General features: G+C 43.0%; 38 protein-coding genes and 2 pseudogenes. 6 read left to right on the top strand and 34 right to left on the bottom strand.

Going from position 1 to position 24,190, the window contains the following annotated elements:
* Positions 1-111 precede the first annotated feature (111 nt).
* Genes JCM15074_RS19390 through JCM15074_RS19375 form a run of 4 tightly spaced genes read right to left on the bottom strand, consistent with a single transcriptional unit; the run spans position 112 to position 3,697 of the window.
* Positions 112-678: a TlpA disulfide reductase family protein gene (locus JCM15074_RS19390; protein WP_025823523.1), complete on the bottom strand. Its 567-nt coding sequence runs from the start codon at positions 676-678 to the stop codon at positions 112-114.
* Positions 675-1,157 carry a heme lyase NrfEFG subunit NrfF gene (gene nrfF / locus JCM15074_RS19385; RefSeq protein ID WP_025823521.1) on the bottom strand — a complete coding sequence of 161 codons (483 nt, stop codon included), beginning with the start codon at positions 1,155-1,157 and terminating at the stop codon, positions 675-677. The genes JCM15074_RS19390 and nrfF overlap by 4 nt, the downstream gene beginning before the upstream one ends.
* Positions 1,154-1,708, bottom strand: a complete 555-nt coding sequence (locus tag JCM15074_RS19380; RefSeq protein WP_025823519.1) for a DsbE family thiol:disulfide interchange protein — start codon at positions 1,706-1,708, stop codon at positions 1,154-1,156. Before JCM15074_RS19380 ends, nrfF begins: the two co-directional genes overlap by 4 nt.
* A gap of 15 nt (positions 1,709-1,723) precedes the next feature.
* Entirely contained in the window at positions 1,724-3,697 is a 1,974-nt protein-coding gene (locus JCM15074_RS19375) for a heme lyase CcmF/NrfE family subunit (RefSeq protein ID WP_025823517.1), read from the bottom strand.
* Between the two features lie 427 nt (positions 3,698-4,124).
* On the opposite strand from JCM15074_RS19375, the gene ccmI reads away from it, so the two are divergent.
* Positions 4,125-5,360, top strand: coding sequence for a c-type cytochrome biogenesis protein CcmI (gene ccmI, locus JCM15074_RS19370; protein ID WP_025823515.1), 1,236 nt, complete (start codon positions 4,125-4,127; stop codon positions 5,358-5,360).
* 63 nt (positions 5,361-5,423) lie between these two features.
* Here ccmI and JCM15074_RS19365 read toward each other — a convergent pair whose 3' ends face one another.
* The gene (locus JCM15074_RS19365) at positions 5,424-5,723 is read right to left on the bottom strand and encodes a c-type cytochrome (protein ID WP_025823513.1); all 300 of its coding nucleotides are present in this window, start codon (positions 5,721-5,723) and stop codon (positions 5,424-5,426) included.
* A 317-nt stretch (positions 5,724-6,040) separates the two neighbouring features.
* Between JCM15074_RS19365 and ccmA the strand changes: the two genes are divergently transcribed.
* From ccmA to ccmE, 5 genes are read left to right on the top strand one after another with little or no spacing between them, the layout of a single operon-like run.
* On the top strand, positions 6,041-6,688 hold the full coding sequence (ccmA, locus tag JCM15074_RS19360; protein ID WP_025823511.1) for a cytochrome c biogenesis heme-transporting ATPase CcmA: 648 nt from the start codon (positions 6,041-6,043) through the stop codon (positions 6,686-6,688).
* 12 nt (positions 6,689-6,700) lie between these two features.
* Positions 6,701-7,387 (top strand): heme exporter protein CcmB, encoded by a 687-nt coding sequence (gene ccmB, locus JCM15074_RS19355; RefSeq protein ID WP_025823509.1) that lies wholly within the window; start codon positions 6,701-6,703, stop codon positions 7,385-7,387.
* Position 7,388: 1 nt separating this feature from the next.
* The gene (locus JCM15074_RS19350; RefSeq protein WP_025823507.1) at positions 7,389-8,135 is read left to right on the top strand and encodes a heme ABC transporter permease; all 747 of its coding nucleotides are present in this window, start codon (positions 7,389-7,391) and stop codon (positions 8,133-8,135) included.
* A complete protein-coding gene (ccmD, locus tag JCM15074_RS19345) occupies positions 8,135-8,332 on the top strand; it encodes a heme exporter protein CcmD (RefSeq protein ID WP_025823505.1) in 198 nt (65 codons plus the stop codon). The genes JCM15074_RS19350 and ccmD overlap by 1 nt, the downstream gene beginning before the upstream one ends.
* Positions 8,332-8,832 (top strand): cytochrome c maturation protein CcmE, encoded by a 501-nt coding sequence (ccmE, locus tag JCM15074_RS19340; protein ID WP_025823503.1) that lies wholly within the window; start codon positions 8,332-8,334, stop codon positions 8,830-8,832. Before ccmD ends, ccmE begins: the two co-directional genes overlap by 1 nt.
* Before the next feature lie 306 nt (positions 8,833-9,138).
* On the opposite strand, the pseudogene JCM15074_RS25760 reads toward ccmE, so the two are convergent.
* The 29 genes and pseudogenes from JCM15074_RS25760 to rpsJ all read right to left on the bottom strand — a co-directional run.
* Positions 9,139-9,641: pseudogene (locus tag JCM15074_RS25760) on the bottom strand (DDE-type integrase/transposase/recombinase); the annotation flags it as partial.
* A gap of 659 nt (positions 9,642-10,300) precedes the next feature.
* Positions 10,301-10,687 (bottom strand): 50S ribosomal protein L17, encoded by a 387-nt coding sequence (rplQ, locus tag JCM15074_RS19325; RefSeq protein WP_025823501.1) that lies wholly within the window; start codon positions 10,685-10,687, stop codon positions 10,301-10,303.
* 40 nt (positions 10,688-10,727) lie between these two features.
* Positions 10,728-11,717: a DNA-directed RNA polymerase subunit alpha gene (locus tag JCM15074_RS19320; protein ID WP_025823500.1), complete on the bottom strand. Its 990-nt coding sequence runs from the start codon at positions 11,715-11,717 to the stop codon at positions 10,728-10,730.
* 24 nt (positions 11,718-11,741) lie between these two features.
* Positions 11,742-12,362, bottom strand: coding sequence for a 30S ribosomal protein S4 (gene rpsD, locus JCM15074_RS19315; protein WP_025823498.1), 621 nt, complete (start codon positions 12,360-12,362; stop codon positions 11,742-11,744).
* Positions 12,363-12,391: 29 nt separating this feature from the next.
* Positions 12,392-12,784: a 30S ribosomal protein S11 gene (gene rpsK / locus JCM15074_RS19310; protein ID WP_025823496.1), complete on the bottom strand. Its 393-nt coding sequence runs from the start codon at positions 12,782-12,784 to the stop codon at positions 12,392-12,394.
* Between the two features lie 14 nt (positions 12,785-12,798).
* Positions 12,799-13,155 carry a 30S ribosomal protein S13 gene (gene rpsM / locus JCM15074_RS19305; RefSeq protein ID WP_025823494.1) on the bottom strand — a complete coding sequence of 119 codons (357 nt, stop codon included), beginning with the start codon at positions 13,153-13,155 and terminating at the stop codon, positions 12,799-12,801.
* 115 nt (positions 13,156-13,270) lie between these two features.
* Positions 13,271-13,384 carry a 50S ribosomal protein L36 gene (gene rpmJ / locus JCM15074_RS24125; protein ID WP_011758355.1) on the bottom strand — a complete coding sequence of 38 codons (114 nt, stop codon included), beginning with the start codon at positions 13,382-13,384 and terminating at the stop codon, positions 13,271-13,273.
* Positions 13,385-13,407: 23 nt separating this feature from the next.
* Complete coding sequence (secY, locus tag JCM15074_RS19300) at positions 13,408-14,748, bottom strand: preprotein translocase subunit SecY (RefSeq protein ID WP_025823492.1); 1,341 nt, start codon at positions 14,746-14,748, stop codon at positions 13,408-13,410.
* A 7-nt stretch (positions 14,749-14,755) separates the two neighbouring features.
* The gene (gene rplO, locus JCM15074_RS19295) at positions 14,756-15,190 is read right to left on the bottom strand and encodes a 50S ribosomal protein L15 (protein ID WP_025823490.1); all 435 of its coding nucleotides are present in this window, start codon (positions 15,188-15,190) and stop codon (positions 14,756-14,758) included.
* Positions 15,191-15,193: 3 nt separating this feature from the next.
* The gene (gene rpmD, locus JCM15074_RS19290; RefSeq protein ID WP_025823488.1) at positions 15,194-15,373 is read right to left on the bottom strand and encodes a 50S ribosomal protein L30; all 180 of its coding nucleotides are present in this window, start codon (positions 15,371-15,373) and stop codon (positions 15,194-15,196) included.
* Between the two features lie 6 nt (positions 15,374-15,379).
* Positions 15,380-15,883 carry a 30S ribosomal protein S5 gene (rpsE, locus tag JCM15074_RS19285; protein WP_025823486.1) on the bottom strand — a complete coding sequence of 168 codons (504 nt, stop codon included), beginning with the start codon at positions 15,881-15,883 and terminating at the stop codon, positions 15,380-15,382.
* Between the two features lie 10 nt (positions 15,884-15,893).
* Positions 15,894-16,244: a 50S ribosomal protein L18 gene (gene rplR, locus JCM15074_RS19280; RefSeq protein WP_025823484.1), complete on the bottom strand. Its 351-nt coding sequence runs from the start codon at positions 16,242-16,244 to the stop codon at positions 15,894-15,896.
* A 10-nt stretch (positions 16,245-16,254) separates the two neighbouring features.
* Positions 16,255-16,788 (bottom strand): 50S ribosomal protein L6, encoded by a 534-nt coding sequence (rplF, locus tag JCM15074_RS19275; protein WP_025823481.1) that lies wholly within the window; start codon positions 16,786-16,788, stop codon positions 16,255-16,257.
* An 11-nt stretch (positions 16,789-16,799) separates the two neighbouring features.
* Positions 16,800-17,192 (bottom strand): 30S ribosomal protein S8, encoded by a 393-nt coding sequence (gene rpsH, locus JCM15074_RS19270; RefSeq protein WP_025823480.1) that lies wholly within the window; start codon positions 17,190-17,192, stop codon positions 16,800-16,802.
* Positions 17,193-17,215: 23 nt separating this feature from the next.
* A complete protein-coding gene (gene rpsN, locus JCM15074_RS19265; protein ID WP_025823478.1) occupies positions 17,216-17,521 on the bottom strand; it encodes a 30S ribosomal protein S14 in 306 nt (101 codons plus the stop codon).
* A gap of 10 nt (positions 17,522-17,531) precedes the next feature.
* Positions 17,532-18,071 carry a 50S ribosomal protein L5 gene (gene rplE, locus JCM15074_RS19260; protein WP_025823476.1) on the bottom strand — a complete coding sequence of 180 codons (540 nt, stop codon included), beginning with the start codon at positions 18,069-18,071 and terminating at the stop codon, positions 17,532-17,534.
* 12 nt (positions 18,072-18,083) lie between these two features.
* A pseudogene (gene rplX, locus JCM15074_RS23150) lies at positions 18,084-18,397 on the bottom strand (50S ribosomal protein L24).
* Between the two features lie 11 nt (positions 18,398-18,408).
* Positions 18,409-18,777 (bottom strand): 50S ribosomal protein L14, encoded by a 369-nt coding sequence (gene rplN, locus JCM15074_RS19250; RefSeq protein WP_025823474.1) that lies wholly within the window; start codon positions 18,775-18,777, stop codon positions 18,409-18,411.
* Between the two features lie 179 nt (positions 18,778-18,956).
* Complete coding sequence (gene rpsQ / locus JCM15074_RS19245) at positions 18,957-19,205, bottom strand: 30S ribosomal protein S17 (RefSeq protein WP_025823472.1); 249 nt, start codon at positions 19,203-19,205, stop codon at positions 18,957-18,959.
* Positions 19,205-19,396: a 50S ribosomal protein L29 gene (gene rpmC / locus JCM15074_RS19240; RefSeq protein ID WP_025823470.1), complete on the bottom strand. Its 192-nt coding sequence runs from the start codon at positions 19,394-19,396 to the stop codon at positions 19,205-19,207. The genes rpsQ and rpmC overlap by 1 nt, the downstream gene beginning before the upstream one ends.
* Positions 19,396-19,806 (bottom strand): 50S ribosomal protein L16, encoded by a 411-nt coding sequence (gene rplP / locus JCM15074_RS19235; RefSeq protein ID WP_025823468.1) that lies wholly within the window; start codon positions 19,804-19,806, stop codon positions 19,396-19,398. The genes rpmC and rplP overlap by 1 nt, the downstream gene beginning before the upstream one ends.
* An 11-nt stretch (positions 19,807-19,817) precedes the next feature.
* Entirely contained in the window at positions 19,818-20,507 is a 690-nt protein-coding gene (rpsC, locus tag JCM15074_RS19230) for a 30S ribosomal protein S3 (RefSeq protein WP_037470050.1), read from the bottom strand.
* Positions 20,508-20,516: 9 nt separating this feature from the next.
* A complete protein-coding gene (gene rplV, locus JCM15074_RS19225) occupies positions 20,517-20,849 on the bottom strand; it encodes a 50S ribosomal protein L22 (RefSeq protein ID WP_025823464.1) in 333 nt (110 codons plus the stop codon).
* A 15-nt stretch (positions 20,850-20,864) separates the two neighbouring features.
* Entirely contained in the window at positions 20,865-21,143 is a 279-nt protein-coding gene (gene rpsS / locus JCM15074_RS19220; protein ID WP_025823462.1) for a 30S ribosomal protein S19, read from the bottom strand.
* 14 nt (positions 21,144-21,157) lie between these two features.
* Entirely contained in the window at positions 21,158-21,982 is an 825-nt protein-coding gene (gene rplB / locus JCM15074_RS19215) for a 50S ribosomal protein L2 (protein ID WP_025823460.1), read from the bottom strand.
* A gap of 14 nt (positions 21,983-21,996) precedes the next feature.
* Positions 21,997-22,299, bottom strand: coding sequence for a 50S ribosomal protein L23 (gene rplW, locus JCM15074_RS19210; RefSeq protein ID WP_025823458.1), 303 nt, complete (start codon positions 22,297-22,299; stop codon positions 21,997-21,999).
* Entirely contained in the window at positions 22,296-22,901 is a 606-nt protein-coding gene (gene rplD, locus JCM15074_RS19205; protein ID WP_025823456.1) for a 50S ribosomal protein L4, read from the bottom strand. The genes rplW and rplD overlap by 4 nt, the downstream gene beginning before the upstream one ends.
* 17 nt (positions 22,902-22,918) lie before the next feature.
* Entirely contained in the window at positions 22,919-23,557 is a 639-nt protein-coding gene (rplC, locus tag JCM15074_RS19200; RefSeq protein WP_025823454.1) for a 50S ribosomal protein L3, read from the bottom strand.
* Positions 23,558-23,584: 27 nt separating this feature from the next.
* On the bottom strand, positions 23,585-23,896 hold the full coding sequence (gene rpsJ / locus JCM15074_RS19195) for a 30S ribosomal protein S10 (RefSeq protein ID WP_011070616.1): 312 nt from the start codon (positions 23,894-23,896) through the stop codon (positions 23,585-23,587).
* Between the last annotated feature and the right edge of the window lie 294 nt (positions 23,897-24,190).

Below are 24,190 nucleotides of genomic sequence, written 5' to 3'. Positions count from 1 at the left end.
AGATATTTGAATTGCACAAGTGCTTTTTCCATAAAAAAAGCCGTTTGCTGATGTTTTCAACAATAACGGCTTTTTTTGACTATTTAGTCAACAAATATAGATATAAATGAATTAGCTAGGCTGATTTATTAAGCTTTCTACTAGTTTGATTGCTTGTGGATCGCTCCAATCTACAAAACTACGAGCAAATGCAACTAACTGACCTTTATTATTTAAGATAAAAGTAGCAGGTATAGTATCTAGTGGAAATACTTGCCCTAATTGTTGCGTTGGATCGTAATAGCTCTCAAAGTTAGCGAGTGACATCTTTTGCAAAAATGGTTTTACTTGCTTAACGCCTTCAGCATCAATTGATACTGGCAGTAATACAAACTGCTTTGGATCAAAGTGTTTACTTAGATCTGCTAATGCTGGTAATTCTCGAACACACGGAGGACACCAGGTCGCCCACATGTTTACCATAATTAACTTACCTTTATATTGACTAAAATCGATCGCCTTTCCATTTTGATCACTAAAAGCGACCACATCTATAGGATATGGTTTTGGCAGTACTTTAACTTGATCGATTGTCGAATACTGCTGTTTTTGTGCTTGTTGATCCATTCCTGGATACGCAACCGCTGAAGTACTGCTTAATAGAGAAACTAATACTAAACCAGCTATGGCTAATTTCATTTTTTATCTCTATTTAATAGTGCGTCTAACTCTTGTTGTTGCTCAGTGGTCAGTTCTACGTTGTTAGCATTAGTTGCGCGCTGCTTACGTAGTAACATCATACCGATCACTAAACCAATCAATAATAGGATGATTGGACCCAACCATAGAATAAGCGTCTTTGTCTCAAAGCGTGGTTTGTATAATACAAACTCACCATACCGGCTCGTCATGAACTCAACAATTTGTTGGTCATTTTTACCTTCATCTACCATTTTATAGACTTCTAGACGAAGGTCGTGTGCAACCGGTGAATTAGAATCAACTAGATTCTGATTCTGACATTGTGGACAGCGCAATGAATGCGCAAGTGACAATGCACGCTGTTGGTTTTCAGGTGACTTGAACTGATAGGTATCAACAGGAGTCGCATTAGCGACTCCCATAAAACTAAGTACGAGAACAAAAACACCAACAAATTTAATCAAGCTTTGTCTCATGATGCTGCATCCTTTTTAGCTTCAGCTTGTAACTGCTGGATCATTGGATATAACGTCTCTGTCCATACAGTCTGATCAACAGGACCTGCATAACGGAAACGAATAATACCATTATGATCAACAATAAAGGTCTCTGGTGCACCATAAACGCCAAGATCTAATCCTAAACGTCCATCTTTATCATAGATGTTTTCGGTATATGGGTCGCCTAAACGGCTTAGTTCACGTAATGCTGCACCACGCTCATCACGATAATTAATACCGTAAATTGGCACAATATTCTTACGTGCTAATACCATTAAGAATGGATGTTCATACTTACATGATGGACACCAAGTCGCCCACACGTTAAGCATAGACACTTTACCTTTTAGATCTTCATTCGTAATCACTTGGTTTGGATTTTCTAATCGCTCAAGCTGGAAAGCCGGGATCGGCTTTCCTTCTAGTGCTGATTCGAGTTTCTGTGGATTTAAAAATAACCCTTTATACAGAAACACACCCATTGCCAGAAATAATACGAGTGGAATAAACAATACTAGTTTTTTCATTTCGTCCCTATTTCACTATACGGCGTTAGCCGCTTCAGCATTAACATCTTTTGCTGTCGCTTTTTTCTTTGCACGGTAACGCTTATCAGAAGCCGCAAAGAAACCGCCAACCATCATAAAGATACTACCGAACCAGATCCAGCGTACATAAGGCTTGTAATTTAAACGCACAGCGAATTCAGTTGCACTAATTGGATCACCCATGGTGACGTATAGGTCACGAGTAATACCCCAATCAATACCAGCTTCAGTCATATCCATGGTACGCACATTATATTGACGACGATCAGGCTTTAAGAAAGCAACCTGTTTACCATCTTGTGTTACCTGAATTTGACCTTGTTTCGCAGTATAGTTAGGGCCAACTACATTCTTAGTTTCGATGTAGTTAAACTTATAACCTGCTAATTCATGGCTAATACCTGGGCCCATACGTACGCTCTTTTCTAGAGAGTAGTTTGAAACCATGGTTGCACCCACTACTGATACAGCAATACCTAAGTGAGCAATAATCATACCTAGCTGGCTACGACCCATACGTGCAATTGAGAATTGCCCGTCAGTAGTACGCAACATGTTATACGCAGCACGTAATGTAGATAATGTTACCCACATCGCTGTACCCATACCTAATGCAACCCAAATCTTAAATCCGCCGCCTTCAAGTAATGGTACAGCAATACCAAATACAATTGAGATAATGGCTGGGATCATAAGTTGGCGCATTACTTCGCCCTGCTTCGCTTTTTTCCAGCGAATAATCGGACCAATACCCATAAACACAAACATAACCAATACGATTGGTACGAATACTGCGTTAAAGTATGGTGGGCCTACAGAGATTTTACCCATTTGCAATGCATCGATTAGTAACGGATAAAGTGTACCTAGTAATACAGTACCTGCTGCTACAGAAAGTAGCACGTTACATAGCAGTAGCATGGTTTCTTTTGACTTAAGGTCAAAGCGAGCTGGACTTGCTAATTCACTTGCACGGAATGCAAATAGAATGAGAGAGCCACCAATGGCGATACCTAATAGCAGTAAAATAAACATACCGCGACTAGGATCAGCTGCGAATGAGTGTACAGACGTTAGTACGCCTGAACGTACAATAAAGGTACCTAATAAACTTAACGAGAAAGCAAAGATTGACAGTAAAACAGTCCAATTACGGAATGCACCGCGTTTCTCAGTTACGATTAATGAGTGTAGTAGCGCTGTACCAATCAACCACGGCATAAATGATGCGTTTTCAACTGGGTCCCAGAACCACCAACCGCCCCAGCCTAACTCATAATATGCCCACCAAGAGCCTAGTGAGATACCACCGGTTAAGAATACCCATGCCGCTAGTGTCCAAGGACGGCTCCAGCGAGCCCAGGCTGAGTCAAGACGACCACTCATTAATGCCGCGATAGCAAACGCAAAGCTTACTGAGAAACCTACATAGCCTAAATACAGCATCGGAGGGTGGAAAATTAGCCCCACGTCTTGCAACATAGGGTTTAAATCCGCACCTTCTGCAGGAATAGGGAATAATCGCTCAAATGGGCTAGAGGTAAATAGCATAAATAAGCTAAAACCTACGGTAATCATCGCTAGAATGGCAAGCACTCGCGCAGTGAAGACTTCTTCCATTCCTTTACTGAACTTAGCAACTGCAGCAGCCCAAGCAGAAATAGAGAATACCCAGAATAGTAATGAGCCTTCATGACCACCCCACACTGCCGCTATCTTAAAGAAGATTGGAAGTTGAGAATTTGAATGGTGGGCAATATAAGCAACAGAAAAATCATCAACTGCAAAGCTATAGCCTAAGCTAATCACTGATAGCAGGATAAAAAAGAACATACCGTAGCTTAATGGCCAAGCATAGCGAACTAAATATTGGTCCTTACGGGCCACACCGATTAAGGGCACTGTTGCAAGGAGAAATGCAAACGCAACCCCTATTATCAGCGAAAAGTGTCCAAGTTCTGGTATCATTGGTTTTCCTCAGTATTAATGAGTAAGTTGACTGGACGTCAGTATCAACGTACATCATTTACCTAGCATTTTCGGCATTACAGCCTTATTTGCTCACATTAGATTGTACGAAATTGCGTTCATTTTAGTGTTTGCTATTGTTCCTGTCTGCCTTTTCACACAAATATGGGTTACTAGTCTCATTCTTATTTGTCTATTCAGCGGGAAAAAACGATTAAAACAGCAAACTTCAGCCTGTGACCTGTATTAATAAAATAAGTTTCATCAAATTTTTATTCTCTATAGCATAATGTGAACCAGTACCCAACTATCAGCTTTTAAGTAAACTAATCCGCTATATTACTGTTCAATGATGCTTGTTCACGTATAATCTTGTTAACTTATGTGCGGGTTCACCGCTTTTCAAACTAACGTGAATATAGAAATAATGACCACATTCTGGATTTTTATTGCTCTTGTTGTGTTAGTCAGCCTACTGCTGATTTGGGTACCTCATTTCCGTCAACAAAAATTGTTGCAAGTAGAGGAAGCGGGTGTACGCTCTAATACCAATTTAGAATTATTTAATGAACGCCTTGCTACTCTAGAGCAAGATCTACAACAAAACCTGCTTGATCAAGCTGAGTTTGACGCATTAAAGAAAGAACTTGAAGTTAGCTTGTTACAAGATATGAAACAAGGTGAAGATGAGTCTTTAGTTAATGCTGTTAAGCCAAAATCGATTGCTTTACCTGCATTGATGTCTGTCATCATTTTAGGCATTGCGGGTTATCTATATGGCACACTAGGCTCATATCAAATTCTTGATATGCCAGTTGCTGAAGCTAACCCTCATGGCAATATGACACCTGAGCAAATGATGGCTCAGCAAGTGCAAATGCTAGAGATGGAAGTCAAAAGCCAACCAGATAATAGCCAAGCATGGTTTAGTCTTGGTCACGCTTATGTCTCTGTTGGTCAATATGATAATGCAGTAAATGCTTTTGATAAGGTCATCGATCTTGTGGGTAAGCACGCTGAACTTATTGGTCCTAAAGCAACGGCTTTATATTATAAGAATGGTCAAAAGATGACGCCGCAAATTCAAGCGTTGATCGATGAATCATTGCAAATGGATCCCAAAGATCCTTCAACATTACTACTTGTTGGCATGAATGCATTCTTTACAGCTGATTACAATAAAGCGATTGCGGCATGGCAAACAATTTTAGACAGCGACCGTACTGATGTTGACCGTAGCGCAGTAATGAATGCTATCGAAACAGCTAAAATGCGTTTAGACAGTGAAGCTGGCGTTGCGCCACAAATGGATGCAGCACAAGCAAGTAAAGCTGTTGAATTAACGGTTAATGTTAGCCCTGAGCTTGCGAGCCAAGTTAAATCATCTGATATGATCTTTGTTTTTGCTCGTGCTAAAGGTAGTCAAGTTCCATTAGCTGCAACTAAAGTGAGTGCTAAAACCTTACCCGTTACAGTAACCTTAGATAATTCTACAGGTATGGGTGGCGATCAAAAGCTAAGTGATGCCAAACACGTAGAAGTCTTTGCCATTCTAACTAAAAATGGTAGCGTAAGTGCTGAACCAGGTGATTTACAGGGTCATTTAGATTCAGTTGCTGTCGGTGGTAAAGGCACACTAACAATTAATACTGTAGTGAAATAATTTAAACACTATTAATTGATATAAAAAACCGGCGCTAAGCCGGTTTTTTTATTGAAGCAAGATTTACTTCGCTTTAGCCATATAATCGATAGCGGCTTTATAATCTGCATCAGTACAATCTGTACACATACCTCCTGGAGGCATTGCACCTTTACCAGTCTTTACTGTTGCAACTAGCGTATCTAACCCCTGAGCCATACGAGGCTGCCATGCAGCAACATCATTAACCTTTGGCGCACCCGCAACACCCATTGCATGACAAACTTGGCAAGCTTTGTTATACACTTCTTCACCAGTTTGCGCATAAACATTGGCAGAAAAACTAAAAGCAGCAGCAACTGTAAACGCTAACAATTTTTTCATAATTCACTCTTCCTAAAATGAAAACTTACCTAAATTTAGCTGCCTTTATCCTATGGCAGACTTATCAAAACGACTATAGGTTACTATAACATTAAAAAAAACTCACCTTTTTGTAACCTTTATAATACTTTTTACACACGAATCATACGAATAATGCAGCCTATCCGTATTAGCATAAACAGAAAAAGTTCATACATTATAGTTATTCTTGGAACCACATCAAATTGCTGAAACTTTGTTTAGTGCAAAAGTAAACCCTAAAATATGTTTGTGTTAGAATCTCTTGAGTTTACTTACATCATAAGATAGAGGCCGGAGTGGAAACATCGCAGCAAACAATACTGCTATCTGCCAAAGAGCTAACATGCATACGCGAAGAACGAATATTATTCGATCAATTAAGCTTCGACATCCATGCTGGCGATATAGTGCAAATTGAAGGTCCTAATGGTGCAGGTAAAACGAGTTTACTGCGAATTTTAGCTGGTCTATCACGCCCGTACTCAGGCAATGTTTTATATTTGAATGAAGATATTAACCATGCCCGAGATGAATTTAATGCAGACCTACTCTATTTGGGTCACCTACCTGGTGTAAAAAGTGAATTAACAGCTGAAGAGAATTTACGTTTTAATCTGCAAATTAGTGGTTATACCCAATTTGAAACCACACCAATTCTGGCTCAAGTGAACTTAACTGGTTTTGAAGAAGCATTAACAGGACACTTATCTGCAGGCCAACACCGCCGTACTGCCTTAGCCAGGTTGTGGCACACTAACTGCAAAATCTGGATTGTAGACGAACCTTTTACTGCGATTGACAAAAAAGGTGTTGAAGAACTGGAACAATTATTTTTAGAGCATGCCAATAATGGCGGTTGCGTTATTATGACCACCCACCAAGATATGAGCATTATTACTGATCAGCGATTACGTAAAATTCGCTTAGATTATCAGTTTTTATAGGTAAACTTTATCATGGAAAGAGGCATTAGCTTTACTCAAGCATTTTGGACCTTGCTGGTTCGAGATATAAAAATCGCCATTAGACATCGTGGTGATATTTTCAATCCATTATTATTTTTTATATTGGTCGTCACTTTGTTTCCACTTGGCGTAGGCCCAGAGCCACAGATGCTTAGCCGCATCGCACCAGGTGTAATTTGGGTCGCGGCACTATTAGCATCAATGTTATCACTAGAACGTCTTTTTAAAGCAGATTACAGTGATGGCACGCTAGAGCAAATGCTATTAAGCCCACAACCATTACCAATTATGGTATTAGCAAAAGTGATCGCACACTGGCTGTTAACAGGCGTGCCTTTAATTATTATTGCACCATTACTTGGACTACTGCTTAACCTAGAAAGTGGTAGTTATGGCGCATTAATTTCGACTCTTGCACTAGGAACCCCGGTCTTAAGTCTATTAGGTGCTATTGGCGTAGCCTTAACCGTAGGCTTGCGTAAAGGTGGTGTATTACTTAGCCTATTGATTTTACCTCTTTATATCCCAGTATTAATTTTTGCAACCAGTGCAATTGATGCTGCAGGAATGAATTTACCTTATGATGGTCAGCTAGCAATTATTGCTGCAATGCTGGTCGGTTCATTAACATTAGCACCTTTTGCAATCGGTGCTTCATTGCGTGTGAGTACTAACTAAAATGTGGAAATGGTTACATCCTTACGCTGATCCTCAGCGGGCATATCAACTATCTAGCAAACTATTGCCTTGGTTTAGCCTACTTGCAATTAGTTTAATTGGCATTGGCACAGTTTGGGGTTTGCTATTTGCTCCAACTGACTATCAGCAAGGCGATAGCTACCGAATCATCTTTATTCACGTACCAGCCGCTTCAATGTCTATGGCTGCTTATATGGCTATGGCATCTGCAGCATTTGTAGGTATCGTGTGGCAAATTAAATCAGCAGATTGGATGGCAGCAGCGATTGCCCCAATCGGTGCTGTAATTACCTTTATTGCTTTATTTACTGGTGCGGCATGGGGTAAACCTATGTGGGGCACATGGTGGGTTTGGGACGCGCGCTTAACGTCAGAACTTGTATTATTGTTCCTTTATTTAGGTGTAATTGCATTATATGCATCATTCGAAGATAAAGTGCTTGCAGCTCGTGCTGCCGGTATTCTAGCCATCGTAGGTGTCATTAATATTCCAATTATCAAATATTCTGTTGAATGGTGGAGTTCATTACACCAAGGTTCAACAATTAAAATAACTGAAAAATCGGCTATGCCAGATTCAATGCTATACCCACTATTAATCAATATCTTAGGATTTGGATTAATGATTGGTGCGTTAAGTTTGGTACGCTTTAAAGCAGAAATTCTAGCCCGTAACAGTATGCGTCCATGGGTACGTGAACTTGCTCAAGCAAAAGGAGTCAAATAATGCAATATCATTCATTAGCTGAATTTCTTAACATGGGTGGTTATGCTTTCTTTGTATGGCTTGCTTATGGCGTGACCTTCGGTTGTCTTGCTGTGTTAATCATTACCACACTAGGACAAGAAAGCAGAGTACTTAAACACATTGCAAACAAAATGAAACGTGAAGAGCGTTTGAAGCAAAATAGAGGTAGTAAATAGTGAACGCGAGACGTAAAAAAAGACTAGCGATTGCCGTTGGCCTAGTTGGCGGTGTAGCTTTAGTAGCTTCTTTATTGCTTTATGCATTAAATTCTAACTTAAACTTATTCTTTACCCCCTCAGAAATTATTCAGGGTAAAAAGGATACTGGTGTTATGCCAGAAATTGGTCAGCGACTACGTATTGGCGGCATGGTCACTGTTGGGACATTAGTTCGTGATCCTAAAAGTTTGCATGTATCATTTAAGGTTCATGATGCTGCAGGTGGTGAGATCACTGTGACCTATGACGACCTATTACCTGATCTATTCCGTGAAGGTCAAGGCATTGTTGCCCAAGGTGTGTTAGTTGGCCCAACAGAATTGCAAGCAACTGAAGTACTTGCAAAGCACGATGAAAACTATATGCCACCAGAAGTCGCAGAGGCAATGGGTAAAACTCACGATAAGCTTGAGTATAATACAACTCAAGAAGCTGAAGCAGCATCTGAAGCAAAATAGGCAGCGGTTAAAAGCCCTGCTAGCGGTAATATCGGTCATTTAGCCGTTTATTGATCGGTTCACCAATCTTTATAAGATGACAAAATCCGAGTGTTTTTAACACTCGGATTTTTTGTGGACGTTTCTCAAGCTTTTAATATCAACAACGATTGTGTAACCATCCCTTACATCTCTCATTTATTAAGAAAGCCTTCCTTATTTTATTTAACCGTTTGCAATAAATCATTCAGCAATTCATGTGGCCACTCACAATGACATTATTCAATACACCTATCGGTAATTTATCTAACTTCAATCAAGCTAGTGAATAGTTTCATTTCGGTAAGTTCGATTAAACCGCTCAATAAAAGCATTTTGAGTGGGTTTACTAGATTTAATATAATCTAATTTGAGGCCGTGTTGTTCAGCCATATGGCAAGTGTATGTGAAATAAATTCAGGCCCATTATCCTGCCTTAAACGTTTTAGGTAACCGCGATAAGCGGCTATTCAATCAAGTACACGTATCACTCGCTGAGTCGGTAAACTTGAGTCAACTTCGATGGCTAATGCTTCACGGTGATAGTCATCAATGGCATTAAATGTCCTAAATAACTTACCACAGAATAAGTTATCACTCATAAAATCCATTGCCCAACATTCATTCACTGTTGCGGGAACGGTTAGCGGCTCGGGTTTACATGAGGATAAACGTTTCTTCCTTTTACATCGCAAGTTAAGCTTCAAACCACAATAAATACGATAAACTCGCTTATGATTCCACTTGTGACCTAAAGGCGTAATCGTTAAAAACTTTATAAAGCCATAAGCTCTGCGTTTCTATGCAATCGCTGAGACAGGCTCAATGAGCACATTATCATCGGCAAGCTTGGGTTGATAATAAAGGTGCAGCGACTGGTGTTTAGCACATGACAAGCCAACACAACTCCTAGAGTAAATTACAATGGCATAGTATGCTAACCTCTTATGCTCTGCAGGATCTATAGCTTATATTCAACAATGTCCTAAGCACTATGTTTTACAAACCCACATCCGCAAATATCTTTTTAGTTTGGCGTTCTCTACTTCTAATTCACGCATCAGAGGCTTGTATCCCACCATACTTAGACTTCTATTTGTAATAAGTACTTTGCCTAACATTATGTGTAAGACATGGCTCAGGTACCGTATATACGCAAGACTCGCTTTCTTTGAGGATATAGTTGATTTGGCTTTCAGCAAAAAGTGTCATTTTGATTGTGATTCTCCATTTGTTTTAGTGTAAATGGAAAACTCTATTCGATAATTTTTTATTTTACGGACGTTACATTGTCAAATATTAGAATAGCTGTCTGAGGAGTATTGGGAGTAGATAAAGATAAGAAACTGAATAGCTTCAGTAGTTTACGCTGATCATAGGATTCGATTAATAAATTACACGCGAAAAAAAACCAGGCCGAAGCCTGGTTTTTTCTAGAATTTATCCAAACTTACTCAGCTTCAACAGCTTCAGCAGTTTCAGGACGACCAACTAGCTCGATGTAAGCCATAGGGGCTTTATCACCGGCACGTAGACCGCACTTTAGGATACGGGTGTAACCACCAGGACGACCCTGGAAGCGTGGACCCAATTCATTAAATAACTTACCTACGACTTCTTGGTCGCGAGTACGAGCAAACGCTAAACGGCGATTTGCAACGCTGTCACTCTTAGCAAGTGTTATCAGAGGCTCAACTACGCGACGCAGTTCTTTCGCTTTCACTACAGTTGTCTTGATGATCTCATGACGAACTAGTGATGAAGCCATGTTACGGAACATAGCTTGGCGGTGACTGCTGTTACGGTTTAGTTGACGACCACTCTTACGATGGCGCATGACCTAATCCTTATAACCTAAATCTGTACAAACCTGGGACTTATAGGTCGTCTGCTAAACTAGCTGGAGGCCAGTTTTCAAGACGCATACCTAACGACAGTCCGCGAGAAGCTAAAACATCCTTAATTTCAGTAAGAGACTTCTTACCTAAGTTAGGGGTTTTTAACAGCTCAACTTCAGTGCGCTGTACCAGATCTCCGATGTAATGAATCGCTTCGGCTTTCAAACAGTTAGCCGAACGTACAGTTAGCTCTAGATCGTCGACAGGACGCAACAGAATCGGATCGAATTCTGGCTTCTCTTCTTTTTGCTCTGGCTCAGTAACATCACGAAGCTCAACAAACGCATCTAGCTGTTCAGCTAAAATTGTTGCAGAACGACGAATTGCTTCCTCAGGATCGATAGTACCATTAGTGGTCATATCAATAACAAGTTTATCTAAGTCAGTGCGCTGTTCAACACGTGCTGCTTCAACATTGTAAGCAATACGAGCGACTGGAGAGAAAGAAGCGTCAACCAACAGGCGACCAATTGGTCGATCGTCGTCTTCAGTCTGTGCACGAGCAGATGCCGGTACATAGCCACGACCACGTTCAACACGGATACGCATGCTGATGTCATGATTACCTGTCAAATGACAAATAACATGCTCAGGATTCATGATGGTAACATCACCATCATGCGTGATATCTGCTGCGGTGACAGGGCCTGCGCCGGACTTACTTAGCGTAAGCATTGCCTCATCTTTACCTTCGATCGTTACTGCTAGACCCTTAAGGTTTAACAAGATCTCAAGGATGTCTTCTTGTACGCCTTCCTTGCTGCTGTATTCATGCAGCACGCCGTCGATTTCGACTTCGGTAACTGCGCAGCCTGGCATAGACGACAATAGGATGCGACGCAACGCGTTACCTAAAGTGTGACCGAAACCACGCTCGAGAGGTTCTAGTGTAACCTTAGCTCGAGTTGGGTTAACCTGCTCGATATCAACGAGACGCGGTTTAAGAAATTCTGTAACAGAACCCTGCATTGTGTCCTCTCTTGTTTATTAGCTTTACTTAGAGTAAAGCTCGACGATCAGCTGTTCGTTAATTTCCGCAGACAAATCGCTACGCTCTGGTAGACGCTTGAAAGCACCTTCCATCTTAGCACTGTCTACTTCAACCCATGTAGGCTTCTCGCGCTGAGTAGCCACTTCTAAAGCCGCTTTAATACGAGCTTGCTTCTGTGACTTCTCGCGAATGCTTACAACATCATTCGCAGACACTTTGAATGACGGAATGTTAACAACACGACCGTTTACCATAACAGATTTATGGCTAACTAGCTGACGTGCTTCAGCACGAGTTGCACCGAAGCCCATACGATAAACTACGTTATCAAGACGGGTCTCTAAAAGAGTAAGTAGGTTCTCACCAGTGTTACCTTTTAGACGTGCAGCTTCTTTGTAATAGTTACGGAACTGCTTTTCTAGCACTCCATAAATACGACGAACTTTTTGTTTCTCGCGTAACTGAACACCGTACTCTGATAAACGTGGCTTACGAGCGCCATGTTGACCAGGTGCAGCTTCAAGCTTACACTTCGAATCGATTGCTCTCACACCGCTTTTTAAGAAAAGGTCTGTACCTTCTCGGCGGCTGAGCTTGAGCTTAGGACCCAAGTATCTTGCCATGATCTTTCTCCAACTATCCTAAAACGACGTTATACACGACGCTTTTTAGGAGGGCGACAACCATTGTGAGGGATTGGTGTCACATCGGTAATGTTAGTTATTTTATAACCAACTGCGTTCAGCGCACGGATGGCTGATTCGCGTCCTGGACCCGGACCCTTCACAAAAACTTCAAGGTTTTTAACACCGTAGTCTTGAGCAGCATTACCTGCACGCTCAGCAGCTACCTGTGCAGCGAATGGTGTAGATTTACGTGAACCACGGAAACCTGAACCACCTGCAGTAGCCCATGACAACGCATTACCTTGACGATCTGTAATGGTTACAATTGTGTTGTTGAAAGATGCATGGATATGAGCCATACCATCTGCAACCTGTTTACGTACGCGCTTACGCGGAGAACGTGACGGAACTTTAGCCATTGTCTACCTTCCCGTTACTTCTTAATTGGTTTACGTGGACCTTTACGCGTACGCGCATTGGTCTTAGTACGTTGCCCACGAAGAGGCAGGCTACGACGATGGCGGAGGCCACGATAACAACCAAGATCCATAAGGCGCTTGATGTTCATTGAAACCTCACGACGTAAGTCACCCTCTACTGAGTATTTGGCAACTTCTTCGCGTAGAATATCTATTTGAGCTTCGCTCAATTCCTTGATCTTAGCATCTTCAGCAATTGAAGTAGCAGCGCAAATTGCTTTAGCGCTTGTACGTCCAATACCGTAGATAGCAGTCAATGCAATGACTGTGTGCTTTTGATCAGGAATGTTAATGCCAGCGATACGGGCCACTATGCACTCCTTAAGTTAAAGGCCATCTGCGAAAAGCCCGAAAGGATACTCGACAGATGACAATTTTGCAATCATTATTTGGCCAGCCTAGAAAATTAGACTGGCCAAATGGTTTTTAGCCTTGACGCTGTTTGTGTTTTGGTTCAACACAGATAACGCGTACAACGCCACTACGCTTGATGATCTTGCAATTACGGCAGATCTTCTTCACGGAAGCTCGAACTTTCATTTCATCACTCCGTAAAAGCTATCTTATCGACCAAAGCGATCTAAGTTCGCTTTGTTCACTAGATTAGCTTTTTTCATCACAGACTCATACTGATGTGACATCATATGGGTCTGAACCTGAGCCATGAAGTCCATGATCACAACTACCATAATTAGTAGTGAAGTACCGCCAAAATAGAACTGTACTTTCCATGCGATTAACATGAACTCCGGTATTAAGCAGATAAAGGTAATGTATAACGCACCGGCTAATGTTAGACGGGTCATTACTTTATCAATGTAACGCGAAGTCTGTTCTCCAGGACGGATCCCGGGGATGAATGCACCGCTCTTCTTCAAGTTATCAGCTGTTTCACGTGGGTTAAACACCAACGCTGTGTAGAAGAAACAGAAGAAGATAATTGCTGCTGCATACAATAATGAGTACAGCGGTTGTCCTGGTGACACAGCAAGTGAAAAATCACTTAACCATGACATAGACTCATTTTGACCAAACCACTGAGCCAGTGTGCCTGGGAACAAAATAATGCTGGACGCAAAAATTGGTGGAATTACACCCGCCATATTCACTTTTAATGGTAAATGAGTGCTTTGCGCAGCAAAAACCTTACGGCCTTGTTGACGTTTAGCATAGTTTACAACGATTCGACGTTGTCCACGCTCTACAAATACCACAAAATATGTGACGGCGAACACAATTACTGCAATCAATAGCAATACTAATACATTCAAATCACCTTGACGAGCCTGCTCAGCCGTTTGGCCAATAGCAGATGGCAAGCCAGCAACGATACCTGCGAAAATTAATATCGAGATACCATTACCAATACCACGTTCGGTAATTTGTTCACCTAGCCACATTAGGAACATTGTTCCTGTCACTAAGCTTACAACTGCTACAAAGTAGAAACTTAACCCAGGGTCCGCAACTAAGTTAGGGAATAAGTTAGGTAAACCAGTAGCGATACCGATTGATTGTATTGTACCCAGTACAAGCGTACCCCATCTAGTATATTGACTAATTTTCTTACGTCCGGCCTCGCCTTCCTTTTTAAGTTCAGCAAGGGCTGGATGTACTACAGTCAATAACTGCATGATAATCGATGCCGAAATATACGGCATGATACCTAATGCGAAGATTGAAGCGCGCTCAAGAGCACCACCCGAGAACATGTTAAACATGCCAAGGATGGTTCCCTTTTGCTGAGCAAAAAGCTCTGCCAATACAGCTGCGTCAATACCAGGAATTGGTACAAACGAACCGGCTCTAAAGACGATAATTGCACCAATCACGAACAATAAACGGGTCTTTAACTCTGAAAGACCACCCTTCGCGCTTTTTAAATCAAGTCCTGGTTTTGCCATCGACGTATTATTCCTCGATCTTACCGCCGGCAGCTTCAATAGCTGCACGTGCACCTTTGGTTACCTTCAGACCTTTAACGGTCACAGGGCGTTCAATGGTACCTGAAAGAACGATTTTCGCAAACTGGATATTACGAGTAATTAGATTCGCATCTTTCAATGCGTTCAAGTCGATAACATCACCGTTAACTTTCGCTAGTTCGTGTAAACGAACTTCAGCAGTCACCATTGCGATACGTGAAGTAAAGCCGAACTTCGGTAGACGGATCTTAAGTGGCATTTGACCACCCTCGAAGCCAACGCGAACACCGCCGCCGCTACGAGATTTTTGACCCTTGTGACCGCGACCAGCAGTCTTACCAAGTCCAGAACCAATACCACGACCTACACGCTTTGGTGCAGACTTAGAGCCTGCTGCTGGAGATAGAGTATTTAAACGCATAGATTAATCCTCCACCTTTACCATGTAGTAAACCTTATTGATCATACCGCGAACAGAAGGAGTATCTTCTACTTCAACAGTGTGACCAATACGGCGTAGACCTAAGCCAGTTAAAGTGGCGCGGTGCTTTGGTAAACGACCAATAGCACTTTTAGTCTGTGTTACTTTTAAAGTCTTAGCCATGGTGCATTACCCCCGAATTTCGTCAACATTCAGGCCACGCTTAGCTGCGATTTGCGCTGGTGACTTCATTTGCACCAATGCATCTACAGTCGCGCGAACGATGTTGATCGGGTTAGTAGAACCGTATGCTTTTGACAGAACGTTAGAAACGCCTGCTACTTCCAATACGGCACGCATAGCGCCACCGGCGATAATACCGGTACCCTCAGATGCAGGCTGCATGTACACACGAGAACCCGTGTGACGGCCTTTAACTGGGTGGTGTAAAGTGCCGGCGTTCAATTGTACAGTTACAATGTTACGACGAGCTTTTTCCATTGCTTTTTGAATAGCAGCTGGAACTTCACGCGCTTTACCATAGCCATAGCCGATCTTACCATTACCATCACCTACAACTGTTAGTGCAGTGAAGCTAAAGATACGTCCGCCTTTAACTACTTTAGAAACACGATTAACTGCAATTAATTTCTCTTGCAGATCGTCTTTTTGCTGAGCTTCTAATTTAGCCATTTTTAACCCCTTAGAACTTGAGGCCAGCTTCACGAGCAGCATCTGCTAGCGCAGAAACACGACCGTGATACTTGAAACCAGAACGATCGAACGCAACAACCGTCACGCCTTTTTCGATCGCACGCTCAGCAACAGTTTTACCTACTGCTTTCGCCGCGTCTACGTTACCGGTACTCTTCAGTTGATCTTTAACTGCTTTTTCAGCAGTAGATGCAGCTGCCACCACTTGAGCTTCAGGATTGATCACCTGAGCATAGATGTGACGCGGTGTACGATGTACAACCAGACGGTTTACGCCTAGCTCTTGGATCTTCTTACGAGCGCGTAAAGCGCGACGTAAGCGAGATGTTTTCTTATCCATATCGCGTTACCTACTTCTTCTTAGCCTCTTTACGGCGTACTTGTTCGTCTACATAGCGAACACCTTTACCTTTATAAGGCTCTGGTGGACGGTATCCACGAATCTCAGCAGCTACTTGGCCAACTAACTGCTTATCAGTACCACGAAGGATGATATCAGTTTGTGTTGGACATTCTGCTGTTACGCCTGCGGGCAGTTTGTGAACCAAAGGATGAGAGAAACCTAAAGTTAGGTCTAGATCGCTACCTGCAATTTTTGCACGGTAACCAACACCAATTAACTTTAATTTCTTCTCGAAACCTTCTGTAACACCAACAACCATGTTGTTTACTAAAGCGCGAGCTGTACCAGCTTGAGCCCAAGCGTTAGCAACGCCTTCAACTGGACCAAACTTAACAACGCCGTCTTCAACAATCATAGCTACCGCATTGTTGATTACTCGAGTCAGACTTCCCTTACTACCTTTGATAGTAAGTTCCTGACCGTTTAAAGTCACCTCTACGCCTGCAGGGATAGTGACTGGTGCTTTTGCTACACGAGACATTACCTAGCTCCTTACGCTACGTAGCAGATAACCTCGCCACCCATGCCTTGTAGGCGGGCAGCACGATCAGTCATCAAGCCTTGAGAAGTGGATACAATTGCGATACCCAAGCCGGCCATCACCTTAGGAAGTTCGTTTTTACCTTTGTAAATACGAAGACCTGGGCGACTTACACGCTGGATAGTCTCAACTACTGGGTGGCCTTGGAAGTACTTTAACGTAACTTCTAATTCAGGCTTAGCTTCACCGCTTACTGCGTAATCAGTGATATAACCTTCTTCTTTAAGTAATTTCGCAATTGCTACTTTTAACTTAGCTGAAGGCATCTTCACAGATACTTTGTTAGCAGCTTGGCCGTTACGGATACGGGTTAACATATCCGCAATAGGATCTTGCATGCTCATATTAGCTTACTCCGTGACAAGTATTACCAGCTGGCCTTACGCAGACCAGGAACTTCACCACGCATAGTAGCTTCACGTAATTTGATACGGCTAAGGCCGAATTTACGTAAGAAACCATGTGGGCGACCAGTTTGACTACAACGATTACGCTGACGCGCGGCGCTAGAGTCACGTGGTAGTGCTTGAAGCTTAAGAACTGCATCCCAACGATCATCTTCAGATGTCGCAGGGCTGCTGATTAAAGCTTTAAGAGCGGCACGCTTTTCAGCGTACTGAGCCACGAGCTTTGCACGTTTTGCTTCACGTGCTTTCATAGAACTTTTTGCCATTACGCTACCCTTATTTCTTGAATGGGAAGTTAAAAGCGTCAAACAAAGCACGACCTTCTTCGTCATTCTTAGCAGATGTTGTAATAACAATATCCATGCCGCGAATTTTATCGATCTTATCATAATCGATTTCTGGGAAGATGATTTGCTCACGCACGCCCATTGCGTAGTTACCGCGACCGTCAAAAGACTTGGTGCTTAAACCGCGGAAGTCACGAATACGTGGGATTGCGATGTCAACTAAACGCTCAAAGAATTCCCACATACGTTCACCACGTAGGGTTACTTTACAGCCAATTGGGTAGCCTTCACGGATTTTAAAACCAGCAACTGATTTACGAGCAACAGTTACAATTGGTTTTTGACCAGCGATTGCAGTCATGTCACGAAGAGCACTCTCCATAACTTTCTTATCTGCAACAGCTTCGCCAACACCCATATTAAGGGTGATTTTCTCAATCCGAGGGACTTGCATGACACTGCTATAACCGAACTTAGTCATAAGTTCAGCAACTACAGTCTCTTTGTATTTATCATGCAGTTTCGCCATCGTTTACTCCAGTTACTTAACGAGTTCACTATTCGATTTAAAGAAACGAACTTTCTTGCCGTCTTCAAATCGGAAACCAACACGATCTGCCTTGCCAGTGGCTTGGTTAAAGATCGCTACGTTTGATGCTTGCATCGGTGCTTCTTTCTCGACGATACCACCAGTCACACCCAGTTGTGGGTTAGGCTTCTGGTGTTTCTTAACAAGATTGATGCCTTCAACAATTAATTTACCAGTAGGTAGAACTTGAGAAACCTTACCGCGTTTACCCTTGTCTTTACCTGCTAATACGATTACTTCTCTTCACGACGGATTTTTGCTGCCATTTTGAAGCTCCTTACAGTACTTCAGGTGCCAGCGAGACAATCTTCATGAACTGCTCAGTACGCAATTCACGTGTCACTGGTCCAAAGATACGAGTACCAATCGGTGCAAGGTTTGCGTTAAGCAATACCGCTGCGTTCCGATCGAAGCGAATGACAGAACCGTCTGGACGACGTACGCCTTTCTTAGTACGGACTACCACCGCGTTATATACATCACCTTTCTTCGCTTTGCCGCGAGGAATAGCTTCTTTAACAGAAACTTTGATGATGTCGCCGATACCGGCATAACGACGATGAGAGCCACCCAAGACCTTAATACACTGAACTCTACGAGCGCCACTGTTACAGGCGACTTCTAGAGTCGATTGCATTTGGATCATTTCAAGTGCTCCGCTATCGTTACTACACAATCCCACATATGGGGCTAAATATACTCCAAACTTTGTCTATATTTTGACAAATTTGGCGCGCAAGTATAACACCATATTTTTAGAATAGGTAGTATTAAAAAACAAACGGCCCCAATTTATTTATGGGGCCGTTTAACTAAAACCTATAATTAGGCCTTGCTAACTACTTCCACCAGGGTCCAAGACTTAGTCTTAGATAGAGGACGACATTCGCGAATAGTCACTACGTCGCCTTCATTGCACTGATTTGTTTCATCGTGTGCATGGATCTTTGTAGTACGCTTGATGTACTTACCATAGATAGGGTGTTTAACTTGACGTTCAACAGCCACTACAATTGATTTGTCCATCTTGTCGCTTACTACACGACCTTGCAAAGTACGGATTTTATCAGACATTATGCACCCGCCTTAGAAGTAATAATGGTCTTAACGCGCGCAATGTTACGGCGCACTGTTTTCAGTTGATGAGTCTGAGTCAACTGGCCAGTGGCGTGTTGCATACGCAGGTTGAACTGCTCACGCAGCAGACCAAGTAGTTCAGCGTTTAATTCCTCAACGCTCTTTTCTCTTAGTTCGCTCGCTTTCATTACATCACCGTCTTAGTTACGAAGGTTGTCTTAAGAGGTAACTTAGCAGCTGCTAAAGTGAAAGCTTCACGAGCTAACTCTTCAGAAACGCCATTCATCTCATAAAGAACCTTACCAGGTTGAATTTGGCAAACCCAATATTCAACGTTACCCTTACCTTTACCCATACGCACTTCAAGAGGCTTAGAGGTAATTGGCTTGTCAGGAAAAACTCGGATCCAAATTTGACCCTGACGCTTAATGTGACGTGTCATAGCACGACGCGCAGCTTCGATTTGACGAGCAGTTAAACGGCCACGGCCTACTGCTTTCAGACCGAAGGTACCGAAGCTAACTTCAGTACCGTTCGCTAGACCGCGGTTGCGGCCTTTGAACATCTTGCGGAACTTCATACGTTTAGGTTGCAGCATTGTAGGCTCTCCTATTTACCGCGAGGCTTACGCTTAGGTTGCTGCTTCGGCTCTTCGATCTGTGGCATCATACCGTCTAGAACTTCACCTTTGAAGATCCAAACTTTAACGCCAATCACACCGTATTGGGTGTGACTTTCAGAAGTAGAATAGTCGATATCAGCACGTAGAGTGTGTAAAGGTACACGACCTTCACGGTACCACTCAGAACGTGCGATTTCAGCGCCACCTAAACGGCCACTAACTTCAACTTTGATACCCTTAGCACCTAGACGCATTGCGTTTTGTACTGCGCGCTTCATAGCACGACGGAACATAACACGGCGCTCTAACTGCTGCGCAATGCTATCAGCAACTAACTTAGCGTCTAGTTCTGGCTTGCGGATCTCAGCGATGTTAATTTGAGCAGGAGTGCCAGTTAACTTAGCAACTGCAGCACGTAAAACTTCAACGTCTTCACCTTTCTTACCAATCACAACACCTGGACGGGCAGTGTGAATAGTAACGCGGATGCTTTTCGCTGGGCGTTCAATAACGATCTTAGATACTGATGCGTTCTGTAGTTTCTTTTCTAGAAACTTACGCACTTCCCAGTCGCTTTGCAGGTTATTTGCATAATCTGACTTATCTGCGTACCAGGTAGAGATCCAAGGCTTTGTGATACCCAGACGGATACCATTAGGATGTACTTTCTGTCCCATTGCTCTCTCCTAGCGATCTGATACAACCACAGTAATGTGGCTGGTACGCTTCATGATACGATCAGCGCGGCCTTTAGCACGTGGCATGATACGCTTCATAGTTGGACCTTCATCAACGAAGACCTTACCAACTTTCAGCTCATCGATGTCAGCACCTTCGTTGTGTTCTGCGTTTGCAATCGCAGACTCAAGTACTTTTTTCAATAAAACTGCAGCTTTTTTAGGGCTAAAAGTCAGAACTTCAAGAGCCTTAGCAACAGGCAATCCACGAATTTGATCTGCAACCAAACGAGCCTTTTGAGGCGACGTACGGGCAAAACGATGTTTAGCTAAAACTTCCATCTTATGTCTCCCGTATTAACGCTTCTTCGCTTTCTTATCAGCAGCATGGCCGCGATAAGTGCGAGTTGGTGAAAATTCACCAAGCTTGTGGCCGATCATTTCGTCAGTTACGAACACAGGAACGTGCTGACGACCATTATGGACAGCGATGGTCAAACCAATCATAGTTGGAATGATCATAGAGCGACGTGACCAAGTCTTAATAGGCTTTTTGTCACCGGCTTCCACCGCTTTCTCTACCTTCTTCAGCAAGTGCAGGTCAATGAAAGGACCTTTCTTGAGAGAACGTGGCATGGCGAATCCTCTTACTATTTATTACGACGACGTACGATGTACTTGTCAGTGCGCTTGTTACTACGAGTCTTATAACCCTTAGTTGGCACACCCCATGGAGTCACTGGGTGACGACCACCAGAAGTACGGCCTTCACCACCACCGTGTGGGTGGTCGACTGGGTTCATTGCAACACCACGAACTGTAGGGCGTACGCCTCTCCAGCGCTTAGCACCAGCTTTACCTAACTGGCGTAGCATGTGCTCGGCATTACCAACTTCACCTAATGTCGCGCGGCAATCAACTGGAACTTTACGCATTTCGCCAGAGCGAAGACGTAGAGTTGCATATGCGCCATCACGAGCAACAACTTGTACATAAGCACCAGCTGAACGAGCGATCTGAGCACCTTTACCAGGCTTCATTTCTACTGCGTGTACTACGCTACCCACTGGGATGTTGCGTAGAGGCAGTGCGTTACCAACTTTGATATCAGCATCAACACCAGACTGGATCTTGTCACCAGCTTTCATGCCTTTTGCTGCAATGATGTAACGACGCTCACCGTCTGCGTATAGTACTAAAGCGATGTTCGCTGTACGGTTAGGATCGTATTCCAGACGTTCTACTTTCGCTGGGATACCATCTTTATTACGCTTAAAGTCAATTAGACGGTAGTGTTGCTTATGACCGCCACCAACGTGACGGACAGTGATACGACCAGTATTGTTACGGCCACCACTTTTAGATTTTTTCGCCAACAGGCCAGCAAAAGGTTTACCCTTGTGCAGGTCAGTGTTCACCACTTTAACTACGTGGCGACGACCTGGAGAGGTTGGCTTACACTTAATAACTGCCATGATAATTCTCCTGCTTACTCAGCGCCGCCGACGAAATCGATGTCAGCACCTGCAGCTAAAGTTACATAAGCTTTTTTCCAATCGCTACGACGACCCATACGAGCACCGTGACGCTTAGTTTTGCCTTTGTTAACTAGAGTGCGAACTGTATCAACTTCAACTTCAAATAGTTTCTGTACAGCAGCTTTAATCTCAGCTTTAGTTGCATCGATAGCTACACGGAAAACTACAGTATTAGTTTTTTCAGCAACAACAGTACTCTTTTCAGAGATGTGTGGCGCTAAAATTACTTTCAGTAAACGTTCTTCGCGGATCATGCTAGCATCTCCTCGATTTGCTTGATTGCATCAGCAGTAACAAGCACTTTATTGAACGCGATTAAGCTAACAGGGTCTAGACCCGCTACATCACGAACGTCAACCTTATAAAGGTTGCGAGCAGCTAAGAATAAATTCTCATCAACTTCAGAAGTAACGATTAACACGTCTTCTAAGTCCATTGCTGCAAGTTTGGCTTTAAGTTCCTTAGTTTTAGGAGCTTCAACGCCGAACTTCTCAACAACAACTAGACGGTCTTGACGTACCAATTCAGATAGAATGCTCATTAGAGCACCACGGTACATCTTCTTGTTAACCTTCTGGCTGTGATCTTGCGTCTTAGCAGCGAATGTAACTCCACCACCACGCCAGATTGGGCCTTTTACAGAACCAGCGCGAGCGCGGCCTGTACCTTTTTGACGCCAAGGTTTCTTAGTAGAACCTGTGACTTCAGCGCGAGTTTTTTGAGCACGAGTGCCCTGACGCGCGTTTGCAGCGTATGCTACAACTACCTGATGAACCAGTGCTTCATTAAAGTCACGGCCGAAGGTAGTTTCGGAAACTTCAAGAGCGCTTTGCGCGTCTTTCAATACCAATTCCATTACTATCTCCTCAGACCTTAAGCTTTAACGGCAGGCTTAATGATCAGGTTGCCATTGGTAGCGCCTGGAACAGCACCTTTAACCAAAATTAGGTTACGCTCAGCATCAACGCGAACTACTTCTAAATTTTGAGTAGTCACTTGCTCAGCGCCCATGTGGCCTGACATTTTCTTGCCTTTAAATACGCGACCTGGCGTTTGGTTCTGACCGATAGAACCGTTCGCGCGGTGCGCCAATGAGTTACCGTGAGTCATATCTTGAGTACGGAAGTTCCAACGCTTAACGCCGCCTTGGAAACCTTTACCCTTTGATTGACCAGTAACATCAACTTTCGCTACGTCAGCGAAGATATCAACATTCAGCTCAGCACCAACTTCAATGCCTTCGCCTTCACCGTCTGCTAGACGCATTTCCCATAAACCACGACCGGCTTCAACGCCAGCCTTAGCAAAGTGACCTGCTTCTGGCTTAGTGATACGATTAGCTTTCTTGGTACCAGTTGTAACTTGAAGAGCGCGGTAACCGTCAGTTTCCAAAGTTTTCACTTGGGTAACGCGGTTTGCAGCTACTTCAATTACAGTAACAGGTAATGACGCACCATCTTCAGTGAAGATGCGAGTCATACCTACTTTACGACCGATAAGACCGATAGTCATCTCTCAAACCTCTTCTAAGGATCTCAATTAACCTAAGCTAATCTGTACATCAACACCAGCTGCAAGATCTAAACGCATTAGAGCGTCTACAGTCTTTTCAGTTGGCTCTACGATGTCAACTAGACGCTTATGAGTACGTAATTCGTACTGGTCACGAGCATCTTTATTAACGTGCGGAGAGATCAAAACGGTATAACGCTCTTTACGCGTAGGTAGTGGAATTGGACCACGTACCTGAGCGCCAGTGCGCTTAGCAGTTTCAACGATTTCCGCAGTAGACTGATCAATTAAACGATGATCAAAGCCTTTAAGGCGGATACGGATTCTTTGGTTCTGCATTGACCAGAGCTCCTAAAATGGACACATAAAAAATCACCCTCTAGCTATTCCCTATTTGGAAAGCAGAGCGAGATGATTTAACCATTGGACTCCCAATCGGAGTCCCTGTTTTTCGTTCAGACAATTGCTGAACTATTTAATACACTAAGACTTGCTTAGTGAGGAGGCTCATTATACGCATCTTTAATAGATTCGCAAGCCTATTGTGCGATTAGTCGTCAATTAATTACTAATCGTCTTAAAGTCGGGCAATTATACAAAAAAATATCAAAAAGGCTAGTGATTTTTAGGTAA

This window comes from Shewanella marina JCM 15074 (assembly GCF_000614975.1).
GTDB lineage: Bacteria > Pseudomonadota > Gammaproteobacteria > Enterobacterales > Shewanellaceae > Shewanella > Shewanella marina.
This window is presented reverse-complemented; position numbering and strand designations above follow the sequence as displayed.

Bases quoted from the DNA above. Each gene is read 5' to 3' on its own strand.
- JCM15074_RS19390 (WP_025823523.1), bottom strand. From the start codon at position 678: ATGAAATTAGCCATAGCTGGTTTAGTATTAGTTTCTCTATTAAGCAGT.
- nrfF (WP_025823521.1), bottom strand. From the start codon at position 1,157: ATGAGACAAAGCTTGATTAAATTTGTTGGTGTTTTTGTTCTCGTACTT.
- JCM15074_RS19380 (WP_025823519.1), bottom strand. From the start codon at position 1,708: ATGAAAAAACTAGTATTGTTTATTCCACTCGTATTATTTCTGGCAATG.
- JCM15074_RS19375 (WP_025823517.1), bottom strand. From the start codon at position 3,697: ATGATACCAGAACTTGGACACTTTTCGCTGATAATAGGGGTTGCGTTT.
- ccmI (WP_025823515.1), top strand. From the start codon at position 4,125: ATGACCACATTCTGGATTTTTATTGCTCTTGTTGTGTTAGTCAGCCTA.
- JCM15074_RS19365 (WP_025823513.1), bottom strand. From the start codon at position 5,723: ATGAAAAAATTGTTAGCGTTTACAGTTGCTGCTGCTTTTAGTTTTTCT.
- ccmB (WP_025823509.1), top strand. From the start codon at position 6,701: ATGGAAAGAGGCATTAGCTTTACTCAAGCATTTTGGACCTTGCTGGTT.
- JCM15074_RS19350 (WP_025823507.1), top strand. From the start codon at position 7,389: ATGTGGAAATGGTTACATCCTTACGCTGATCCTCAGCGGGCATATCAA.
- ccmD (WP_025823505.1), top strand. From the start codon at position 8,135: ATGCAATATCATTCATTAGCTGAATTTCTTAACATGGGTGGTTATGCT.
- rplQ (WP_025823501.1), bottom strand. From the start codon at position 10,687: ATGCGCCATCGTAAGAGTGGTCGTCAACTAAACCGTAACAGCAGTCAC.
- JCM15074_RS19320 (WP_025823500.1), bottom strand. From the start codon at position 11,717: ATGCAGGGTTCTGTTACAGAATTTCTTAAACCGCGTCTCGTTGATATC.
- rpsD (WP_025823498.1), bottom strand. From the start codon at position 12,362: ATGGCAAGATACTTGGGTCCTAAGCTCAAGCTCAGCCGCCGAGAAGGT.
- rpsK (WP_025823496.1), bottom strand. From the start codon at position 12,784: ATGGCTAAAGTTCCGTCACGTTCTCCGCGTAAGCGCGTACGTAAACAG.
- rpmJ (WP_011758355.1), bottom strand. From the start codon at position 13,384: ATGAAAGTTCGAGCTTCCGTGAAGAAGATCTGCCGTAATTGCAAGATC.
- secY (WP_025823492.1), bottom strand. From the start codon at position 14,748: ATGGCAAAACCAGGACTTGATTTAAAAAGCGCGAAGGGTGGTCTTTCA.
- rplO (WP_025823490.1), bottom strand. From the start codon at position 15,190: ATGCGTTTAAATACTCTATCTCCAGCAGCAGGCTCTAAGTCTGCACCA.
- rpmD (WP_025823488.1), bottom strand. From the start codon at position 15,373: ATGGCTAAGACTTTAAAAGTAACACAGACTAAAAGTGCTATTGGTCGT.
- rpsE (WP_025823486.1), bottom strand. From the start codon at position 15,883: ATGGCTAAATTAGAAGCTCAGCAAAAAGACGATCTGCAAGAGAAATTA.
- rplR (WP_025823484.1), bottom strand. From the start codon at position 16,244: ATGGATAAGAAAACATCTCGCTTACGTCGCGCTTTACGCGCTCGTAAG.
- rplF (WP_025823481.1), bottom strand. From the start codon at position 16,788: ATGTCTCGTGTAGCAAAAGCACCAGTCACTATCCCTGCAGGCGTAGAG.
- rpsH (WP_025823480.1), bottom strand. From the start codon at position 17,192: ATGAGCATGCAAGATCCTATTGCGGATATGTTAACCCGTATCCGTAAC.
- rpsN (WP_025823478.1), bottom strand. From the start codon at position 17,521: ATGGCAAAAAGTTCTATGAAAGCACGTGAAGCAAAACGTGCAAAGCTC.
- rplE (WP_025823476.1), bottom strand. From the start codon at position 18,071: ATGGCGAAACTGCATGATAAATACAAAGAGACTGTAGTTGCTGAACTT.
- rplN (WP_025823474.1), bottom strand. From the start codon at position 18,777: ATGATCCAAATGCAATCGACTCTAGAAGTCGCCTGTAACAGTGGCGCT.
- rpsQ (WP_025823472.1), bottom strand. From the start codon at position 19,205: ATGTCTGATAAAATCCGTACTTTGCAAGGTCGTGTAGTAAGCGACAAG.
- rpmC (WP_025823470.1), bottom strand. From the start codon at position 19,396: ATGAAAGCGAGCGAACTAAGAGAAAAGAGCGTTGAGGAATTAAACGCT.
- rplP (WP_025823468.1), bottom strand. From the start codon at position 19,806: ATGCTGCAACCTAAACGTATGAAGTTCCGCAAGATGTTCAAAGGCCGC.
- rpsC (WP_037470050.1), bottom strand. From the start codon at position 20,507: ATGGGACAGAAAGTACATCCTAATGGTATCCGTCTGGGTATCACAAAG.
- rplV (WP_025823464.1), bottom strand. From the start codon at position 20,849: ATGGAAGTTTTAGCTAAACATCGTTTTGCCCGTACGTCGCCTCAAAAG.
- rpsS (WP_025823462.1), bottom strand. From the start codon at position 21,143: ATGCCACGTTCTCTCAAGAAAGGTCCTTTCATTGACCTGCACTTGCTG.
- rplB (WP_025823460.1), bottom strand. From the start codon at position 21,982: ATGGCAGTTATTAAGTGTAAGCCAACCTCTCCAGGTCGTCGCCACGTA.
- rplW (WP_025823458.1), bottom strand. From the start codon at position 22,299: ATGATCCGCGAAGAACGTTTACTGAAAGTAATTTTAGCGCCACACATC.
- rplD (WP_025823456.1), bottom strand. From the start codon at position 22,901: ATGGAATTGGTATTGAAAGACGCGCAAAGCGCTCTTGAAGTTTCCGAA.
- rplC (WP_025823454.1), bottom strand. From the start codon at position 23,557: ATGACTATCGGTCTTATCGGTCGTAAAGTAGGTATGACTCGCATCTTC.
- rpsJ (WP_011070616.1), bottom strand. From the start codon at position 23,896: ATGCAGAACCAAAGAATCCGTATCCGCCTTAAAGGCTTTGATCATCGT.